Origin of the sequence: Allochromatium vinosum DSM 180, assembly GCF_000025485.1 — a bacterium.
GTDB lineage: Bacteria > Pseudomonadota > Gammaproteobacteria > Chromatiales > Chromatiaceae > Thermochromatium > Thermochromatium vinosum.
On sequence record NC_013851.1, the window covers coordinates 650,826 to 666,247 of the forward strand.

A 15,422-nucleotide genomic window follows, 5' to 3' on the forward strand; every position below is an offset into this window, starting at 1 on the left:
ATCAGGGTGCCGGGGTGGTCGCCAGGCCGATCCCTGGCGACCCTGTCTGAGCGGAGAGGCGGATCGGTCTCGGGTCAAGCCGGCGATGGGTCTGTTCGAACCGCTGGGACGGCCCGCGCCGCCGCACGGCGTTTAGCACGCTGATCGATGAGGTTCTTGAGCGCGATCATCAGGCCCAACCCGATGAAGGCGCCGGGCGGCAGGATGGCGATCAGCGCGCCCTGGAAGTCCTCGCCCAGACTCAGCGAGATGGCCTTGGCCCAGTCGCCGAGCAGCAGATCGGCCTGATGGAACAGCGTCCCCTGACCGACGAACTCGCGCAGACCGCCGAGCGTGGTCAGCACCAGGGTCGCGCCCAGCCCCACCGCCAGACCGTCGAACAGGGCACGGTCGACCCGGTTCTTGGAGGCGAAGGCTTCGGCGCGGCCGATGATCATGCAGTTGACCACGATCAGCGAGATGAACAGCCCCAGCACCTGATACAGGTCATAGAAGAACGCCTGCATGATCAGTTCGACCAGGGTCACGAAGGAGGCGATGACCAGCACGAACACCGGAATGCGGATCTCGGGGCGCACCAGATTGCGCACCAGTGAGACCGTGCCGTTGGAGCAGACGATGACCACCAGAGTCGCCAGACCCATGCCGAGTCCGTTGGTGGCCGAGGTCGTGGTCGCCAGCAGCGGACAGAGTCCGAGCAGGGCCACCAGCATCTGGTTGTTGCTCCAGACCCCACCGCTGAGGATGCTGCCGTAGGATTGGGGTGTCGACATCAGCCCTGACCTCCCTCGATCGTCGCTGTTTCAGTCTCGATCGGCTGGTAGAGCGCCTCGCCCTGTTGCTGGACGTAGAGCAGGGTGTCGCGCACGGCATTGACGATCGAGCGCGGTGTGATGGTGGCGCCCGTGAACTGGTCGAACTCACCGCCGTCGCGCTTCACCGCCCACTTCTCCAGCGGCGGATTGGTCAGCGACTTGCCGGTGAAATCCAGCACCCAGTCCGATTTGGCTTCTTCGATCTTGTCGCCCAGTCCGGGCGTCTCGTGATGCGAGACCACGCGCACCCCGCCCAGGGTGCCGTCGTGCAGCACCGAGACCAAGAGCTTGATCGGGCCGGCATAGCCGTCCGGGACCACGGGTTCGAGCACCACGGCGACCGGGGATTCATCATGGCGCGCACGATAGACCTGGGTGGCGTCGGCGCCGAGCAGGTCGCGCGCGCTGACGCGCAGGCTGTCCTGGAGCGGATCGTTGTTGATCTGCTCGGCGGGCAGGATGGTGTCGAGCTTGCGCTTCATCGCTTGATACTGGTTGTCGGCGATGCGCTCGCCGACCGAGCCGTGAGTGACGGCGACCAGCGAGACGCCGCCGATGGCGAAGGCGCCGAGCACGACGCCCGAGAGCAGGATGGATTTGGCCTTGGTGATCATGTGCGGGCGCTCCCATGTCCAAAGACGCGCGGTTGGGTGTAGTAATCGATGGTCGGGGCGGCGATGTTCATCAGCAAGACCGCGAAGGCCACCGCGTCCGGATAGCCGCCCCAGGAGCGGATCACATAGACGATGATCCCGATGCTGGCGCCGAAGACGAGCTGGCCCTTCTTGGTGGTGCAGGCCGTCACCGGATCGGTGGCGATGAAGAAGGCCCCGAGCATGGCCGCGCCGCTGAACAGATGGAACAGCGGTGTCGGGTGCGTCTGCGGATCGATGGCCCAGAACAGGGCGGCCGCTACTGTCAGACCCAGCAGCATGGACACCGGGATGTGCCAGGTGATGATGCGCCGCCACAGCAGATAGACGCCGCCGAGCAGGAAGGCCACCCCGACCCATTCCCAACCGCGTCCGCCGAGCCAGCCCCAGGTCCGGCTCTGGCCGATCTGGTCGAGGGTCTGTCCCAGGTCGAGTTTGCCGCGCATCTCGTCGAGCGGCGTGGCCGAGGACAGGGCATCCCATTCGAACCCGGTCGGCAGGGTGCCGCTCAGGATCAGACGCAGCGACTCCATGAAGCTCAGATGATGCTCGGCCAGTCCGGCGGGCGCCAGCCAGGTGGTCATGGCCACCGGATACGAGATCAGCAGGAACACATAGGCCGCCATCGCCGGATTGAAGGGGTTGTAGCCCAGGCCGCCATAGAGCTGCTTGACCAGCACGATGGCGAACAGCATCCCGAGCAGGGTCAGCCACCAGGGCAGCGTCGGCGAGACCGAGAGCGCGAACAGCACGGCCGTGACCACGGCGCTCAGGTCGCGTAGCGCGACCCAGGGCGAGCGTCCGCGCAGGAGCATCACAGCCGTTTCGGCCGCCACGGCGAAGCTGACGGCCAGCACGATGTTGATCAGCGTGCCCCAGCCGAAGAACCAGGTCATGACCAGGATGCCCGGAATGAGCGCCAGCAGCACTTCGAGCATGACCCGATCGACCCGGTTCACGCGCGGGACATGAGGCGAGGAGATGATGGACTGTGGCATGACGGTGAATCCGGCGGTTGAGGGGGTTGGCCGCGTCGATCGGGCTATGGGTCGGCAGGCGGCTGCAACATTCGGCGCGCGGCCTCGAAACTCTCGTGCAACGTCCGCGCAAAGGCTATCTGGCCCGACTGCTTGCGCACGCCGGCGCGCCTGAGCTTCATGATCATGCGCGGGTGCAGGTTGTTGATGACCAGACCGATCTGCTTGCGCTTCAAGTCTGCCACGATCGACTCCATGGCCACGATGGCGCTCATGTCGAGCAGTGTGACTTCCGACATGTCGAGCACGACCACGCGCGTATTGGGCCGCACCAGCACGATGTTTCGGAGCGCTTTTTGCGCCGAGCCGAAGAACAGCGGGCCATTGATGTCGTAGACGACGACGTTCTCCGGCACGCTCTGGTCGGCGTTATGGCTCTCGATCACGGCGGTCTGAGTCAGGCTGACGGTCCGGCGGATGAACAGCGCGGCCGCCAGTCCCATGCCCACGCCCACGGCGATCGTCATGTCCAGCAGCACCGTGAGCAGAAAGCAGCTGACCAAAACCAGCACATCGTCTCTGGGGGCGATCCTGACCGTCCGCGCAAAGTGCTTGGCCTCGCTCATGTTCCAGGCCACCATCAGCAGCAGCGCCGCCATCGAGGCCATGGGGATGTGCGACAGGATCGGCGCCAGCAGCAGGATGGCGAACAGGATGAAGAGGCCGTGCACGACCGAGGCCAGCGGCAGGCTGCCGCCCGACTTGACGTTGGCCGTGGTGCGGGCGATGGCGGCGGTGGCGGGGATGCCGCCGAACAGGGGCGCGAGGATGTTGCCGATTCCCTGGCCGATCAGCTCATCGTTGGGATCGTGCTTTTTCTCGGACATGCCGTCGGCGATGACCGCGCACAGCAGCGATTCCAGCGCGCCGAGGATGGCGATGGTGATGGCGGCCGGGAACAGCAGGCGGATGAGTTCGAAGCTCAGGCCTATGGGTGTACCGTCGGCGCCGGGCAGGTTCCAGGGCCAGTCGAAGGTCGGCAGGATGGGCGGAATGCCGCTGCCGGTCACGCCGTCAATCTCGAACGAAAAGCGGCTGCCGATGGTGTCGACCTGAAAGCCGGGTATGAACAGCGTCAGCATCCAGGCGGCCAGACTGCCGATCAGCAGCGCGACCAGATGGCCGGGGATGCGTGAGCGCACACGCGGCCAGACCAGCAGGACGGCCAGCGTCAGAATGCCGATCAGGGTCTCGCGCCAGTCGATCGAGTGTAGGGCGTGCAGGATGACCGAGACGATCTCCAGATAGTGCCCGTGCAGTGACTCGATCTCGAGGCCCAGGAAATCCTTGATCTGAAAGGTCGCGATCACCACCCCGATGCCCGAGGTGAAACCGACGATCACCGGATAGGGCACGATCTCGATCAGCTTGCCGAGCCGGCCGAACCCCATCGCGACCAGGATGAATCCGGCCATCAGACCGCTCAACAGCAGACCGCCGAGTCCGAATTCCTGCACGATCGGCAGCAGCACCACGACGAAGGCCGCCGTCGGTCCCGAGACATTGACGGCCGAACCGCCGGTCAGGGCGATGACGATACCGGCGACGATGGCGGTATAGAGACCGTACTGGGGCGGCACGCCGCTGGCGATGGCCAGGGCCATCGAGAGCGGCAGCGCAATGACGCCGACCGTCAGGCCGGCGAGGACGTTGGCCTGGATTTCCGGGCGCGAGGGTTTTTGGGCCAGTGAGTGTCTGAGCGCGGAGAACATGGCCTTATGGAACCCGATATCCGATCAGTCCTGAACGGTTTCTGAGGTCTTGCGCGCGGCGGCGCGCTGACGGGCGGCCTCGATCAGCGCCTTCTTGGGGTCTTCGCCGTCTGCCTCGGGCTTGGGCGCAGCCAGCGCCTCCTTCTGCTTGCGCAACCGCGCCTGTTTCTCCTGCTCCTGACGCTCCAGCCGCGCCTGCTTGGCGGCATGACGCGCGCGCGCCTGTTCGGACTTGCGCTTCTCCTGCTCGCGCGCCCAGATCTCTGTCTTGGCATAGCGATAGTACTGCACCAGCGGGATGTGACTGGGGCAGACCTGCGCGCAGCAGCCGCATTCGATGCAGTCGAACAGGTTGTAGTCCTGCACCCGGTCGAGATCCTTGGCGCGTGCGTTCCAGTACATCTGTTGCGGCAGGAGCCGGGTCGGGCAGACCTCGGCGCAGCGTCCGCAGCGGATGCAGGCCAGCGCCGGTCCCGGATCGGGGGCTTCCTCGGGCGCGAGCGCCAGCACGCAGTTGGTCGCCTTGGTGATGGGCGTGGCCGATTCGCGCAGTTCGAAGCCCATCATGGGGCCGCCGCAGACGAGCTTGCGTGGCGTCTCGCGATAGCCGCCGCACTGGGCGATCAGGTGCTCGATCGGGGTGCCGACCGGCACCTCCAGATTGCGCGGCTCGGCGATGGCGCGCCCCGTGACCGTCACGACCCGCGCGATCAGCGGTTTGCCTTCGAGCACGGCATCCGCGACCGCCGCCGCCGTGCCGACGTTCTGGCAGACGATGCCGATCTGGGCCGGGATGCCGCTCGTCGGCACCTCCTTGCCGGTGAGGATGCGGATGAGCTGCTTCTCACCACCGCTCGGATAGAGCGTCGGAATCGGGACGATCTCGGTATAGCCGCCCATGTCGGTCGCGGCCAGGGCCAGTTGCATGGCCGAAATCGCCTCGGGCTTGTTGTCCTCGATGCCGATCAGCACCGTCCGCACCCGCAGCAGATGATGCATGATGCGCACGCCTTCGAGGATGTGCGCCGCGCGCTCGCGCATCAGCCGATCGTCGCAGGTGATATAGGGTTCGCACTCGGCGCCGTTGATGATGAGGGTCTGGATCTCGCGGTCCGTGCCGGGCGTGAGCTTGACGCTGGTCGGGAAGGAGGCGCCGCCCATGCCGACCACGCCGGCCCAGCGGATGCGCTCGCGGATCAGGGCCGGGTCGAGTTGCGGATAGTCGGCGAGCGGCGGCGGCAGTTCGGCCCAGGTCTCCAGGCCGTCCGGTTCGATCAGGGCGCAGGGGGCCGACAGTCCGGACGGATGGGGCACCGGGTGCGGTTCGATCGCGATCACCCGACCCGAGGTCGGGGCATGGACCGGGGCGCTGATGAAGCCGGTCGGCTCGGCGATCATCTGGCCCTTGAGCACGGTGTCGCCGACGGCGACCAGCGGCCGCCCCGGCGCGCCGATGTGCTGTTGCAGCGGCACCCAGAGACGCTCGGCGAGAGGCGGACGCTCGATGGCGCGCTCGTTCGACAGCGCCTTCTGGTCCGGAATGTGGATGCCGCCGTGGAAGCGCCACAGACGACGCTGGCTGGTGGATTTGGGTTTGAGTGCGATGGCCATGCGCGCAGCGTTCCTCAGGCGGCGTCTCGGAGGGGCGCGGCGATGTCGCTCGCGACCGGCTGACGGGCCGGATAGGGCCAGCGCCAGCGTTGGATGTCCTCACGGATCGGGCGCATCGTGATGCAGGCGACCGGGCAGGGCTCGACACAGAGTTCGCAGCCGGTGCATTCGCTGTTCAGGACCGCGTGCAACTGCTTGGCCGCGCCGATGATGGCATCGACCGGACAGGCCTGGATGCAGCGCGTGCAGCCGATGCAGAGTTCGGGGTCGATGAAGGCGACCGAGGGCGCCTTCTCCTTGATGTCCATGGCCACCGGCTCGCGTCCGAGCAGGTCGGCGAGTGCCAGCACCAGCGCCTCGCCGCCGGGCAGGCACTTGTTGATCTCGTCCTCGCCCTTGGCCAGCGCCTCGGCGTAGGGACGGCAACCCGGATGACCGCACTGACCGCACTGGGTCTGGGGCAGCAATGAATCGATCTGATCGGCGATGGGGTCGCCCTCGACCCGAAAGCGGATCGCCGAATAACCGAGCAGGACACCGAAGAAGGCGGCGAGGGCGGCAAGGGCCAGGATGGCGGCTAGCATGGCGACGGATGACTCGATCGATGACTCAACGGATGACTCGATGACGGCCGATACGCGGGACGGAGGCGCGGCATTGGACGCTCCGGCCTCAGTTGGCGACCAGACCGGCGAAGCCCATGAAGGCCAGCGACATCAGTCCGGCTGTCACCAGCGCGATGGCACTGCCCTGGAACGGCTCGGGCACGTCGGCTACGGCGACCCGCTCGCGGATGGCGGCAAAGAGCGCCAGCACCAGTGAGAACCCGATGGCGGCGCCGAAGCCATAGAGTGCAGACTCGACTAGGGTATGCTCGGCCTGCTGATTGAGCAGGGCCACGCCCAGCACGGCGCAGTTGGTGGTGATGAGCGGCAGGAAGATACCCAGCAACTGATAGAGCATGGGACTGGTCTTGCGCATCACCGTCTCGGTGAACTGCACCACGGCCGCGATCACCAGGATGAAGGAGATGGTGCGCAGATAGCCGATGTCGAGCGGTTCGAGCACGAACTCATTGACGATCCAGCTGATGACCGAGGACAGGGTCATGACAAAGGTGGTCGCCAGACCCATGCCGGTGGCCGTCTCCAGCTTCTTGGACACGCCCATGAAGGGGCAGAGTCCGAGGAACTTGACCAGCACGAAGTTGTTGACCAGCACAGTGCCGACCAGGATGAGCGCGTATTCGGTCATGCGGGCGGATGAGTCGTGGACACGGGCGGATTGACGGGATGGGGTTCGGGTGGACGCCGATGGAATCGAGCGAACATGGGCGCGCAAGCATACGCCGCTCGTCGGTTCGCTACAACCGACATTCGCTAGGGTTATGCCGGGTGCGCGGTTCTCACCAGGTTCGGAGTCCCGCCTCGTGTTCGGCGGCGATCCGGCGTCCACGCGGCTCGTCGATGCCGCGCGCGACCAGTAGCGCCAGGCCAAACAGCAGGGCACAGAACAGCATTGCCTGCTGGAGTCCGAGCCAGGCTTGGAGCAGTCCGATCGCGAGCAGTCCGAAGACACTGGCCAGCTTCATCGCCAGCCCCCAGAAACCGAACAGCTCGGCCGAGCGCGAGCGCGGGGCGAAGAGTCCGACCAGGGCGCGGGTGCTCGACTGGCAGGCGCCGAGACTGGTCCCGGCAACACAGCCGACGATCAGGAAGACGTGCTGCGCCTGCCAGTCGAGTCCGAACCAGAGATGCGCCCAGTCGGCGATCCGGGGCGTGAGATAGATCAGGACGATGGCCGAAATCCAGAGGATCAGCGTCAGACTGTAGGTGCGTCGCGCTCCGAGCCGGTCCTGGACCAGCCCGAAGATGAAGGCGCCGCCGGCCGCCGTGAGCTGGACCAGCACGAACATCAGGGTGCGGGTCGACTCGTCCCACCGGATCACCTGCGCGCCATAGATGAAGGCATAGGTGATGACGATGGCGATGCCGCCCATCGAGAAGAAGACCGAAATCAGCAGCACGGCCAGATCGCGATGATCACGCAGATGGCCGAGGGTCTGACCGACCCGACTGAACCCCAGGCGCAGGTAGCCGACTCCAGACGGTAGCGGACGGGCGGTGCCGCGTTCGCGCACCCAGACGAAGGTCGGAATCGCCGCGACCAGAAAGAACAGCGCCGTCCAGGGACCGACCCAGCGGATGCGCTCGAAGTTCTCGGCGCTGACCTCGCCGAGCACCGCCAGCACGAAGATGGCCGCGACCAGACCGCCGATATAGCCGAGCGCCCAGCCGAACCCGGAGATCTTGCCCAGATCCTCGGGCGGTCCGAGATCCGGCAGGAAGCTGGCGACGAATGACTCGCCGAGCGCGAAGCCGAAATTCGACAGGATCAGCAGCAGCATCCCGACCCAGACATAGCCGGGCGCGGCCCAGTAGAGTGCGGCCGTGGTCACGACCGTCAGCAGATAGCTCGCAAACAGAAAGCGCTTCTTGCTTGCGCTGTAGTCCATGATGGCCCCGGCCACCGGCGAGACCAGCACCACCATGAGATAGCTCGCCGCGAGCGCCAGACTCCAGAGCAGATTGCCGAGCCGGTAGTCGGGCGCATCGCCGACGATGACGCGCGTGAACAGATCACCGAAGACGACCGTGATGATCAGCAGCGTATAGGCCGAGTTGGCGAAATCGAACATCGCCCAGCCGAGGATCTCGCGGCGCGGGGCACGGGGGCACGTGTGCATCCTTCGGTTCCTCCGGTGGTCGGGCGATGGGATGGGCGACGCGCCCGGTGCCGGCCGCCAGGGGCGGCGGCCCGTGCAACCTGGAACGGCGATCAGCCGTGCTGAGGCGTCGTGGCAAGACCGCCTTCATACCATCCCTTGGTCCGGTTGACTACCTGCACCACCAAGAGCATCACCGGCACCTCGATCAGCACCCCGACCACGGTGGCGAGCGCCGCGCCGGACTGGAAGCCGAACAGCGCGATCGCCGCCGCCACCGCCAGCTCGAAGAAGTTCGAGGCGCCGATCAGCGCCGAGGGACAGGCGACACTGTGCTTCTCACCGACCAGACGATTGAGCCAGTAGGCCAGGGCCGAGTTGAAGAACACCTGGATCAGGATCGGCACCGCCAGCAGCGCGATGATCACCGGCTGGGCGAGGATCTGCTCGCCCTGGAAGGCAAACAGCAGTACCAGGGTCAGCAGCAACGCGACGATCGAGGCATGACCCAGGATGTCGAGCACGGCGTCGAAACGTTCCTGACCCTGTGCCAGCAGACGCTTGCGCCAGACCTGGGCGATGATGACCGGGATGACGATATAGAGCAGCACCGAGATCAGCAGCGTGTCCCAGGGCACGACGATCGCCGACAGCCCCAGCAGCAGCCCCACGATCGGCGCGAAGGCGAAGATCATGATGGTGTCGTTGAGCGCCACCTGCGACAGGGTGAAATAGGGATCACCTCCGGTCAGCCGGCTCCAGACGAACACCATGGCGGTGCAGGGCGCGGCGGCCAGCAGGATCAGCCCGGCGACATAGGAATCGAGCTGCTCGGCCGGCAGCCAGTCGGCGAAGAGGCCACGGATGAACAGCCACGCCAGCAGCGCCATCGAGAACGGCTTGACCGCCCAGTTGACGAACAGCGTGACGCCGATGCCCTTCCAGTGATCGCGGACCTGATGCAGGGCGCCGAAATCGATCTTGATCAGCATCGGGATGATCATGATCCAGATGAGCAGGCCCACGGGCAGATTGACCTGAGCCACCTCCAGCCGGCCCAGGAACTGGACGGGCGCGGGCAGGAACTGGCCCAAGGCGATTCCAACGACGATGCAGAGCGCGACCCATAGACTCAGCCAGCGCTCGAAGACGCTCATGGCAGCGCCAGCGGACTGTTTGGCGATGATTTCACATTGAACCGACATGCGTTTACTCCGATGGGATCAGATCGAGATTCAGTGCTTCAGCCACGGACGGGATCCGGTGCACGCGAATGTCGTCGCGCACCGTGATGAAGGGCTCCATATGAAACGATCTTCGTGGCAAGGCGAGCAGCGATGGGCAGTCTGCCACAGGCGCCTCGTTCCTCAGCGCAGCAACAGTGTCGGAATCCGCGCCGAGCGCAGCAGATCCGAGGTCTTGCTGCCGAAGAGCAGGGTACGGAGCGGCGAGTGACTGTAAGCGCCCATGATCAGCAGATCGATCTCCTGCTCACACACCGCGTCGGCGATGACCCGCTCGGCATCACCCGGCACCAGCGCCGCCGACGCCTCGAAACCGGCCTTCTCCAGCGTGGTTCTGGCCCAGTCCAGTTGTTTGGCGCCATCCCTGGTCGCCTTGCCCGACATCAGCACATGCACCGGCAATCCCTGGAACAGCGGACTCCTGGACACCAGCTCGACACCGCGCCGCGCCATGCCGCCGCCGTCGAAGGCGATCAGCACCCGGCGCGGTTCCTGGAACTGTTCGGTGACGGCCAGGATGGGCTTCTTGAGCGCCCGCACCACGCGCTCGACATTGCGCCCGAGATCGCGCTGAGTGGTCTCGGCCGATTCGCCGCGACGTCCGAGCACGAACAGCCGCACGCTGGACTGCTGCCCGACCAGGGTTTCTTCCAGATCGCCGTGACGCTGGCGCACGTCGGGCGCGACCGCACCGGCGGCGATGGCACGCTCACGCAGCTGGTTGAGAAAGATCCGCCCCTGTTCACGCGCCGCCTTGCTGCGTGCGGCATCCTCCTCGGCCAGCTCGGTCAGCAGGGCCTGCTGGGCATTGAAACCGATGGCGCCGCTGTGATCCTTGCCGCTGCCGATCTCGGGATGACGGTCGAGGATGTGCAGCAACTCCAGCGGCGCCGACAGACGCCGCGCCGCCCAGGTCGCGGCATCGGTCACGGTCTCGGCGAAGTGCGAGCGATCGACACAGGCCAGGATCTTGTCTTCGTCATGCATGGTTCTGGCTCCTCTCAATGATCCGTCAGGCGTGCGACCGCGTCGGGCTTGTCGTGCACCCCGAACTTGTCGATCAGGGTGGCGCTGGCCGCGTCGAGACCGATGACCTCGACCTCGGTGCCCTCGCGCCGGAACTTGATGACCACCTTGTCGAGCGCACTCACGGCCGTGATGTCCCAGAAATGCGCGCGGCTGACGTCGATACGCACCCGCTCGATGACCTCCTTGAAGTCGAACGCAGCGACGAAGCGATCGGCCGAGGCGAAGAACACCTGCCCCGTGACCAGATAGGCGCGGGTGCGCCCCTGCTCCAGCGTGATCGAACTGACCGCCAGCACCTGACCGACCTTGTGGGCGAAGAAGAAGCCCGAGAGCAGCACGCCGACGAGCACGCCCTGCGCCAGATCATGGGTCGCGACGACGACGGCGACCGTGGAGATCATCACCACGTTGGCGCCCAGCGGATGTTCGCGCAGATTGCGGATCGAAGCCCAGTTGAAGGTGCCGATCGAGACCATGATCATCACCGCCACCAGCGCCGCCATCGGGATCTGCGCCACCCACTCGCCGGCGAAGACCACCATCAGCAGCAGACAGACACCGGCGGTCAGGGTCGAGAGCCGTCCGCGTCCGCCCGATTTCACGTTGATGACCGACTGGCCGATCATGGCGCAACCGGCCATGCCGCCGAGAAAGCCGGTCGCGACATTGGCCACGCCCTGGCCGACACACTCGCGGTTCTTGTTGCTGCTGGAGTCGGTCAGATCATCGACGATGGTCGCCGTCATCAGGGATTCGAGCAGGCCCACGACCGCCAGTGTCGCCGAGACCGGGAAGATGATCTGGAGCGTTTCGAACGTGAGCGGGATGTCCGGCAGCAGGAACACCGGCAGACTGTCGGGCAGCTCGCCCATGTCGCCGACGGTGCGCACGTCCAGCCCCAGATACAGGGTCACGCCGGTCAGCACCAGGATGGTCACGAGCGGCGAGGGGACGACCTTGGTCAGATAGGGGAACAGATAGATGATCGCCAGCCCGGCGGCCACCAGTGCATAGACCTGCCAGGTCGCGTTCGCCCCGGTCAGCTCCGGCAACTGCGCCATGAAGATCAGGATCGCCAGCGCATTGACGAAGCCGGTGACGACCGAGCGCGAGACGAAGCGCATCAGCGCGCCGAGCCTCAGCCAGCCGGCCAGGATCTGGAGCACGCCGGTCAGGACCGTGGCCGCCAGCAGATATTGCAGGCCGTGCTCCTTGACCAGCATCACCATCACCAGCGCCATGGCGCCCGTGGCCGCCGAGATCATGCCCGGACGCCCGCCGACGAAGGCGGTGACCGTGGCGATACAGAAGGAGGCATAGAGGCCGACCTTGGGGTCGACGCCGGCGATGATCGAAAACGCGATCGCCTCCGGGATCAGTGCCAGCGCGACCACCAGGCCGGCGAGCAGATCGTTGCGGACGTTGGAGAACCAGTCCTGACGGATGGAGTTCATGCGAAATGGCTACCTTCGCGGCTGGAGCCGAGCGGATCGGCGATGAATCGGGGAACGCGAAGGCCGGCGCCTGGATGGCGGATGGTTCGATCGGTGAACCGGATAGGGTCGGAGAACAGCGCGGACATCAGGGCGCGGCATCGCGTCGAGGGTCGGACGAAGCGTCTGGAGAACGCCGGTCGAGCCGAAATGTCTACACTGGCGGATGACTCCTACATCGGAAAGGGCGGTAAGGAATGGCCGGCAGGATAACGAACGCCTGTGCCGATGGCAACCGTGGCCTGTGTTATCGCTCAGCGGTCATTCACCCCCCGGTCATCGACATGAAGCGCACCACCTGCCCCGGTCGCTCATTGAACTCATGGCGCTCGGGCTTCAGGGCGATCGCCTGACGCAGATGGGCCTGGAGTTCGGCTGCACCGATGCCGGTGCGCAACAGTTCGCGCAGCGGATAGCTGTGATCCTGACCCAGACACAGATAGAGCGTCCCTTCGACGGTCAGCCGCACCCGGTTGCAGGTGGCGCAGAAGTGTTGCGACAGCGGTGTGATGAAACCGAGTCGGGTCTCGGTTCCGGCGACCCGATAGTAACGAGCCGGACCGCCGCCGGGCAGGATGTCCGGGATCAGCTCGAAACGCTGCTCCAGCCGCCGTTTGATCGGCTCCAGGTCGCCGAAGGCGCTCATGGCTGCCTGTCCGGTCGCCCCCATCGGCATGGTCTCGATCAGACGCAGGGTGAAGCCACGTGCGGCGCAGTAGTCGAGGATGTCCTCGATCTCGGTGTCGTTGACGCCGCGCATCACTACCGTATTGACGCGGATCGGCTCCATGCCGGCCTCCCGAGCCGCCGCGATGCCGCGCCGCACCCGCTCCAGATCGCCGCCCGTGATCTGGCGGAAGACCTCCGGATTCAGACTGTCGAGACTGACATTGAGCCGTCGCACACCGGCACGCGCCAGCGGCCCGGCAAGCGACTCCAGTTGCGTCGCATTGCTCGACAGCGAGAGGTCGTCGAGACCGGGCAGGGCCGACAGGCGCGCGGCCAGTTCGGTCAGGCCGCGCCGCATCAGCGGCTCGCCCCCGGTCAGACGCACGCGCCGCACGCCCAGTGCCGTGAAGGCCGCGACCACGCGCTCGATCTCTTCGAAGCTCAACCAGTGTGCCGGCTCCTCGAACCCCTTGAAGCCCTTGGGCAGACAATAGCCGCAGCGCAGATCGCAGCGATCCGTGACCGAGAGACGCAGATAGTCGATGCGCCGACCAAAGGGATCGGTCAGTGAGGCGTCGCTCATTCTCGGTGTCCTCGTTGTGTGATTGAGCCGCCATGGTCGTGTGCGCCGAGCGCATCCGCCATGAAATTTGCCGTCGAGCACCATCGGCTCGAATCAGTGGGCGCGTGGCAGCTTGAGTCCTACCTGGATGACGCGATCCTCGTCGACCGCACGCACCACCAGTTCCAGGCTGCCGAGCTGGAGCCGGTCGCCGACCACGGGGTGGGCATTGAGTTCGCGCCGGATCAGGGTATCGAGCGTGAGCTGTCCATCGCCATTCGGAACCTTCAGGCCATAGAAGGCACAGAGATCGGCCAGCCGGGCTTCGCCGGCAAGCACGAACTCACCGAAGAAGGCGCGCTCCGACAGACGCTCGGTCTCGGGCGCGGCGACGAAGAGCCGGTCCAGCTCGGCCAGATCGCCCGGATCGGCCAGCAGATAGACATGATCGCCTGCGCGCGCCGTCACCGGGCCGCACTGATCGAGCAGCCGTCCATCGCGCAGCACGGCGACCAGGCGCGAGCCGGGCGGCAGACGTGTTTGAGCCACCGAAGTTTCGACGACGATCGGGGCATTCTCCGCCAGTCGGTAGCCGACCAGTTCCAGTTCCTGCTGACCTGGGATGTCGAGTTCCACACGCTGCAGCAGATGGGTGCTGGGCGGAACCTCCAGATCCAGCCGGCGTGCCAGCCCGATGACCGTCCAGCCCTGGATCAGCAGCGAGACCAGGACCACGAAGAAGACGATGTTGAAGATCATCGGCGCCTGGGTCAGCCCGGCGAGCAGCGGGAAGAGCGCCAGGATGATGGGCACGGCCCCGCGCAGCCCGACCCAGCCGATGAAGACCTGTTCGCGCCAGGGAAAGCGGAAGGGCAGCAGACACAGCCAGACGGCCAGCGGGCGCGCCGCCAGGATCAGCACCAGCGCGAACAGCAGCGCATCGGGCGCCACCGGCAGCAGATCCGAGGGTGTGACCAGCAGTCCCAGCATCAGGAACATGCCGATCTGGGCCAGCCGGGCCAGACCGTCGTGAAAGCGCTTGATCTCCAGACGCGATTCGAGCGGGCGGTTGCCGATCACGATGCCGGCCAGATAGATGGCCAGAAAGCCGCTGCCGTTCAGTGTGGCCGTGATCCCGAACAGACAGAGTCCGCCGGCCATGATCGCCAGCGGGTGGAGTCCGGCCGACATCTTCAGTCGGTTGACGAGCCACACCAGGACGAAGCCGCCCGCCAGCCCGAACAGGGCGCCCAGCCCCATCTGGCGCGCGAACTCGCTCAGGAGCATCCAGCCAGGGTTGCCGCGATCGCTCAGGATCAGCTCGATCAGGGCGATGGTCAGAAAGATCGCCATGGGATCATTGCTGCCCGATTCGATCTCCAGGGTGGCGCCGACACGCTGTTTGAGTTCGATGCCATTGGAACGCAGCAGCGAGAACACCGCTGCCGCGTCGGTCGAGCCGACGATGGCCCCGAGCAGCAGACCCTCCAGCCAGTCCAGATCCAGCCACCAGACCGCGAACAGGCCGGTGATGGCGGTGGTGATGAGCACGCCCAGGGTCGCCAGTCCGAGCGCCGGGCGCAGACCGACGCGAAAATCCTTGTAGCAGGTGGCCAGACCGCCGTCGAACAGGATGACGGCCAGCGCCAGATTGCCGAGCAGATGCGCGAGCTGGACGTCGTCGAAGGCGATGCCGCCCGGACCGTCCTCGCCGAACAGCATCCCCATCACCAGGAACACCAGCAACAGCGGCGCCCCGACGCGCGCCGTCACCACGCTCGCCAGCACGCTGACGAAGACGACGGCCGAGCCGAGCAGGATGATGTGGTTGGTCAGTTCCATGGTGGGCGTTCCGTCGAGCGGTCGATGTCG

Annotated in this window: 13 protein-coding genes; all 13 read right to left on the bottom strand. The window is 65.9% G+C overall.

Going from position 1 to position 15,422, the window contains the following annotated elements; genetic code table 11:
* Window positions 1–74: 74 nt before the first annotated feature.
* Window positions 75–773, bottom strand: coding sequence for an electron transport complex subunit E (locus ALVIN_RS02800; RefSeq protein ID WP_012969790.1), 699 nt, complete (start codon window positions 771–773; stop codon window positions 75–77).
* Complete coding sequence (gene rsxG / locus ALVIN_RS02805) at window positions 773–1,429, bottom strand: electron transport complex subunit RsxG (protein WP_012969791.1); 657 nt, start codon at window positions 1,427–1,429, stop codon at window positions 773–775. Before rsxG ends, ALVIN_RS02800 begins: the two co-directional genes overlap by 1 nt.
* Entirely contained in the window at window positions 1,426–2,466 is a 1,041-nt protein-coding gene (gene rsxD / locus ALVIN_RS02810) for an electron transport complex subunit RsxD (protein WP_012969792.1), read from the bottom strand. The genes rsxG and rsxD overlap by 4 nt, the downstream gene beginning before the upstream one ends.
* Window positions 2,467–2,510: 44 nt before the next feature.
* Window positions 2,511–4,217, bottom strand: coding sequence for a C4-dicarboxylic acid transporter DauA (gene dauA / locus ALVIN_RS02815; RefSeq protein WP_012969793.1), 1,707 nt, complete (start codon window positions 4,215–4,217; stop codon window positions 2,511–2,513).
* A 24-nt stretch (window positions 4,218–4,241) separates the two neighbouring features.
* The gene (gene rsxC, locus ALVIN_RS02820; protein ID WP_012969794.1) at window positions 4,242–5,828 is read right to left on the bottom strand and encodes an electron transport complex subunit RsxC; all 1,587 of its coding nucleotides are present in this window, start codon (window positions 5,826–5,828) and stop codon (window positions 4,242–4,244) included.
* Window positions 5,829–5,842: 14 nt separating this feature from the next.
* Window positions 5,843–6,412 carry an electron transport complex subunit RsxB gene (rsxB, locus tag ALVIN_RS02825; RefSeq protein ID WP_012969795.1) on the bottom strand — a complete coding sequence of 190 codons (570 nt, stop codon included), beginning with the start codon at window positions 6,410–6,412 and terminating at the stop codon, window positions 5,843–5,845.
* Between the two features lie 88 nt (window positions 6,413–6,500).
* Complete coding sequence (gene rsxA / locus ALVIN_RS02830) at window positions 6,501–7,082, bottom strand: electron transport complex subunit RsxA (RefSeq protein WP_012969796.1); 582 nt, start codon at window positions 7,080–7,082, stop codon at window positions 6,501–6,503.
* Window positions 7,083–7,233: 151 nt separating this feature from the next.
* On the bottom strand, window positions 7,234–8,574 hold the full coding sequence (locus ALVIN_RS02835) for an MFS transporter (protein ID WP_012969797.1): 1,341 nt from the start codon (window positions 8,572–8,574) through the stop codon (window positions 7,234–7,236).
* 92 nt (window positions 8,575–8,666) lie between these two features.
* Window positions 8,667–9,758: an ACR3 family arsenite efflux transporter gene (arsB, locus tag ALVIN_RS02840; RefSeq protein WP_012969798.1), complete on the bottom strand. Its 1,092-nt coding sequence runs from the start codon at window positions 9,756–9,758 to the stop codon at window positions 8,667–8,669.
* Between the two features lie 162 nt (window positions 9,759–9,920).
* A complete protein-coding gene (locus tag ALVIN_RS02845) occupies window positions 9,921–10,784 on the bottom strand; it encodes a universal stress protein (RefSeq protein ID WP_012969799.1) in 864 nt (287 codons plus the stop codon).
* A gap of 14 nt (window positions 10,785–10,798) precedes the next feature.
* A complete protein-coding gene (locus ALVIN_RS02850; RefSeq protein WP_012969800.1) occupies window positions 10,799–12,280 on the bottom strand; it encodes a SulP family inorganic anion transporter in 1,482 nt (493 codons plus the stop codon).
* Window positions 12,281–12,584: 304 nt separating this feature from the next.
* The gene (gene moaA / locus ALVIN_RS02855) at window positions 12,585–13,571 is read right to left on the bottom strand and encodes a GTP 3',8-cyclase MoaA (protein WP_012969801.1); all 987 of its coding nucleotides are present in this window, start codon (window positions 13,569–13,571) and stop codon (window positions 12,585–12,587) included.
* 93 nt (window positions 13,572–13,664) lie between these two features.
* Window positions 13,665–15,392 carry a potassium/proton antiporter gene (locus ALVIN_RS02860; protein ID WP_012969802.1) on the bottom strand — a complete coding sequence of 576 codons (1,728 nt, stop codon included), beginning with the start codon at window positions 15,390–15,392 and terminating at the stop codon, window positions 13,665–13,667.
* Window positions 15,393–15,422: the final 30 nt, after the last annotated feature.